This window comes from Kitasatospora sp. NPDC057512 (assembly GCF_042802135.1).
GTDB lineage: Bacteria > Actinomycetota > Actinomycetes > Streptomycetales > Streptomycetaceae > Kitasatospora.
The window spans coordinates 1-4,758 of sequence record NZ_JBHVET010000670.1; the positions used below are offsets into that span (position 1 = coordinate 1).

2 protein-coding genes and 1 riboswitch are annotated in these 4,758 nt (G+C 71.0%); of the genes, one reads left to right on the top strand and one right to left on the bottom strand.

Translation table 11 applies throughout. The features are described from left to right. Positions 1-21: 21 nt before the first annotated feature. A complete protein-coding gene (gene thiC / locus ACFU6K_RS31570; RefSeq protein WP_380668833.1) occupies positions 22-1,836 on the bottom strand; it encodes a phosphomethylpyrimidine synthase ThiC in 1,815 nt (604 codons plus the stop codon). Continuing rightward, positions 1,831-1,965, bottom strand: a riboswitch (TPP riboswitch). Its footprint overlaps the gene before it by 6 nt. Positions 1,966-2,204: 239 nt before the next feature. Here thiC and ACFU6K_RS31575 point away from each other — a divergent pair. Further along, positions 2,205-4,709, top strand: coding sequence for a PKD domain-containing protein (locus ACFU6K_RS31575; RefSeq protein WP_380668835.1), 2,505 nt, complete (start codon positions 2,205-2,207; stop codon positions 4,707-4,709). Positions 4,710-4,758: the final 49 nt, after the last annotated feature.

Genomic DNA, 4,758 nt, shown 5'->3' on the forward strand with positions numbered 1-4,758 from the left:
CAGGCGCTCGGGTGTCCCGGGTCAGTCGACCAGGGGCAGGTAGACCTTGTTGCCCTGGGCCGCGAACTCGGCGGACTTCTCGGCCATGCCGGCCAGGGCCTCGGCGTCGAACTCGCTGGAGACGGCGGTGGAGCCGTCGCCGTGCTCGTCGCGGATCTTCTGGGAGATCTTCATCGAGCAGAACTTCGGGCCGCACATCGAGCAGAAGTGCGCGGTCTTGGCGGGCTCGGCGGGGAGGGTCTCGTCGTGGAAGTCACGGGCGGTCTCCGGGTCGAGGGCCAGGTTGAACTGGTCCTCCCAGCGGAACTCGAAACGGGCGTCGGAGAGGGCGTCGTCCCAGGCCTGGGCGCCGGGGTGGCCCTTGGCCAGGTCGGCGGCGTGCGCGGCGATCTTGTAGGTGATCACGCCGGTCTTGACGTCGTCCCGGTTGGGCAGGCCCAGGTGCTCCTTGGGCGTCACGTAGCAGAGCATCGCGGTGCCCCACCAGGCGATCATCGCGGCGCCGATGCCCGAGGTGATGTGGTCGTAGCCGGGGGCGACGTCCGTGGTCAGCGGGCCGAGGGTGTAGAACGGCGCCTCGTCGCAGATCTCCTTCTGGAGATCCATGTTCTCCCGGATCTTGTTCATCGGGACGTGGCCCGGGCCCTCGATCATCACCTGGACGTCCCGCTCGCGGGCGATCCGGCCGAGCTCGCCGAGGGTCTTCAGCTCGGCGAACTGCGCCTCGTCGTTGGCGTCCGCGATCGAGCCCGGACGCAGGCCGTCACCGAGCGAGAAGGTGACGTCGTAGGAGGCGAGGATGTCGCAGAGCTCCTCGAAGTTGGTGTAGAGGAAGTTCTCCTGGTGGTGGGCCAGGCACCAGGCCGCCATGATCGAGCCGCCGCGCGAGACGATGCCGGTCTTGCGGCGCGCGGTGAGCGGGACGTAGCGCAGCAGCACGCCGGCGTGGACGGTCATGTAGTCGACGCCCTGCTCGCACTGCTCGACGATGGTGTCCCGGTACACCTCCCAGCTCAGCTCCTCGGCCCGGCCGTCCACCTTCTCCAGGGCCTGGTAGAGCGGCACGGTGCCGATCGGCACCGGGGAGTTGCGCAGGATCCACTCGCGGGTGGTGTGGATGTTGCGGCCGGTGGAGAGGTCCATGACGGTGTCGGCGCCCCAGCGGGTGGCCCAGGTCATCTTCTCCACCTCCTCCTCGATCGAGGAGGTGACGGCCGAGTTGCCGATGTTGGCGTTGATCTTCACCAGGAAGTTGGTGCCGATGATGGCCGGCTCCACCTCCGGGTGGTTCACGTTGACCGGGATGACGGCCCGGCCGCGGGCCACCTCGGCCCGCACGAACTCGGGCGCCAGGCCCTCGCGCAGCGCCACGAACTCCATCTCCGGAGTCACCACGCCCCGCTTGGCGTAGGCGAGTTGGGTGACAGCGGCACCACCGCGGCCGCGCAGCGGACGGCGCGGGCGGCCGGGGAAGACGGCGTCCAGGTTGCGCAGGTTCCCGCCGCGCGGCGAGGTGTGCTTGATCCCGTCGTCCTCGGGGCGCGGCTCGCGGCCGTCGTACTCCTCGACGTCGCCGCGCTGGCGGATCCAGGGGTCCCGCAGCGCCGGCAGGCCGCGCCGCACGTCGGGCTCGTACGACGGGTCGGTGTACGGGCCGGAGGTGTCGTACAGCGGGACGGTCCCGCCGTTGGTGAGCCGCACCTCGCGGTACGGGACGCGCAGGTCGGGGCGCGATCCCTCGCGGTAGGCCTTGTGCCAGGCCGGGGTCGGGTAGCCGGTGCGCTCGCTGCTGGGGGTGCTCCGGACAGACTGCGGCTGTGCTTCGAACGTGGTCATCTGACCTCTACTCCCTACGCCGGCATTACCCGGTCAGGTTCCTGCGGTCGACGCAGCCGTCGGTCCGTCCGTCGACGTCCCGGTCAGCGTCCTCTCAGCCCGGTGCTCCGAGCTCCCGCGTCGCAGGCGGTGTTGCCTGCACACGACGCCCAACACCGTAGCGAGCGGATCGCCGCAGGTCCAGAGCGCCTCACGGGCCGGCGGCCGACCGCGTCCACCGACCCCCGCGGCCGAAAGTGTCCTCCCGCCCCCCATAATGCTCACCAATGCTCCGCAGACGCTCCATCAAAGTGTGTACGGCCCAACCGGGTCGCACTCACCCGGGGTTTCGCGGCTTTGACGACTTTTGGGGGAAATGCATCGTGCGCATGCGTCACGTGGCCGGGCTGAGCGCCGCCGTGGTCTCCGCGGTGGTGGGCCTGCCACTGCCTGCGGCCGCGGCCGAGCCGACCGCCGTCCTGTACGTCCAGGGCGGTCTCTGCAAGGACAGCGGACCGGGCACCCAGGCCCAGCCGCTCTGCACCATCCAGGCCGCCGCCGACCGGGTACTGCCCGGCCAGACCGTGGAGGTCTCGCCGGGCACCTACCCCGAGGACGTGACCGTCCGGCGCTCCGGCGAGCCCGGCAAGCCGATCACCTTCCGCGGCACGGGCCGCATCGGCAAGCTGTCCTCCCTCCCGGGCAGGACGTCGACCTTCCCTGTCATCGCCGGCCCGCTGCGACAGGCGGTGAAGATATCCGGTCAGCACGACGTCGTGTTCTCCGGCTTCGACGTGACCCACTTCGAGCTCGACGGGGTCAGCCGGGTCGAGCTCTCCGGCAACTGGATCGAGCAGCGGGACGACAAGATCGCTCGGCCGGCCGTCGCCGTCACCGGCGCCAGCGACCACGTCCGGATCGAGCGTTCGGTCGTCCGCGCGACCACCGGTGGTGTGAAGGTCGGTGCGGGCATCGCCGGGACGGTGATCGCCGGCAACGACTTCACCTCCTCGCTCGGGGGGTCGGCCGTCTCGGTGACCGACGCACCGGGCACGGTCATCACCCACAACACCACCTACCTGACACCCGAGGTCGCCATCGACCTGGCCGGCTCGTCCGACCACTCGACGATCACCAACAACATCGTGGCCGCGAGCGCCATCCAGGTGGCCGCCGGCTCGACCGACGGAACCACCCTCGACTACAACGCCGTCTGGTCCTACAACCCCGAGCGCTGGCCCAGCTACAAGTGGGCTGACGTCGCCTACCAAATGGCCCCAGAGCTACAGGCCGGGACCGGCCAGGGCCAGCACGACGTGAACTACCACATCCCGTTCGACCTCGATTTCACGCCCCTGTCGGTGCCCATGTCCTCCGCGGGCAACTGGCAGGCCCGCAGCGTGATCGACTCGGCCGGCCCCGAGGCGCCCGGCGTTCCGACCGTCGACCTGTTCGGCCACGACGCGTTCGACCACGAGGACGTCGCCAACACCGGACCGAACGGCGGGTTCCGCGACCGTGGCGCGTACGAGGTCATCGGCACCCTCAGCGCCAACCTCACGGTGACCCCGGAGAACGACGTCGACCCGCTCGCCGTGACGGTCAGGGCCAACCCCGTCAGCCCCTCGCGGATCACCGGCTACTCCTACGACTTCGGCGACGGCCCGGCCAAGCCGTGGGAGAACCGGTCCTCCGAGCGCCATGTGTACGCCAAGCCCGGCACCTACACCGTGCGGCTGACCATCACCGACGAGTTCGGCACCACCCGAACCGAGGAGCGGAACGTCACCGTCGACTACACCCCGGCCGGCTACACCGCGATCGCGCCGACCCGCATCCTGGACTCCCGCCAGCCCGGCAGCCGCTACCCGCGGCTCGGCCCCGGCGAGACCATCGACCTGGACCTGCGCAACCGCGTCTCCGGCTCGGCCGGCACCCTGGTGCCCCCGGGCGCGACGGCCGTCGTACTCAACCTGACCGCCACCGAGGGCACCGCCAACAGCCACCTGGACGTCTACCCGTCCGCCGCCGCCCGGCCGACCACCTCGAACGTGAACTTCGGCCCCGGTCAGGACGTCGCCAACCTGGTGACCGTGCCGATCGGCCCGGACGGCACGGTGGTGGTACGCAACAACGCGGGCTACGTGCACACCGTCGCCGACGTCCTCGGCTACTTCACGGCCGGCAGCCCCGACCGCTTCACCTCCGTCGCCCCGGCCCGGCTGCTCGACACCCGGTCCGACGCCGCCCCGCTGACCGGAGGCACCCCCCGACGGCTCCAGGTGGCCGGCACCGGCGGCGTCCCGGCGGGCGCCACCTCGGCGGTGCTCAACGTGACCGCCACCGAGTCCGCCTCGGCGGGCTTCGTCACCGTCTACCCCGGCGGGACCCAGCGCCCCGCGGCCGGTTCGAACCTCAACACCGCCCCGGGCCGGAACATCCCCAACCAGGTGGTGGTCCCGCTGGGCGCGGACGGGAGCGTCGAGATCTTCACCAACGCCGCCTCCTCGCACCTCGTGGTCGACGTCTTCGGCTACTACGGCCCGGACGGCAAGGGCCTGTTCACCCCGGTCACCCCGACCCGCCTGCTGGACTCGCGGAGCAGCACTCCGTTCGGTCCGTTCTCCAGCCGTACGGTCGAGGGCGTGCCCGCGCGCGCGACCGCCGCGGTGGTCAACCTGACGGCGACCGGGACCACCGGGGCCACCCACCTCACTGCCTGGGCCACCGGGACGGCCAAGCCCGGCACCAGCAACCTGAACGCCAGCCCCGGACTGGACGTGCCCAACCACGGCACCATCCCGGTCGACGCCCAGGGCCGGTTCGACATCGCCAACAACGCCGGCACGACCGACGTCATCGCCGACCTCTTCGGCTACTACCGCGACCGGTAGCAGCACTCCGGGCACCGGAGAACGCCAGAGGCCCGGCTCCCGTCTCGCG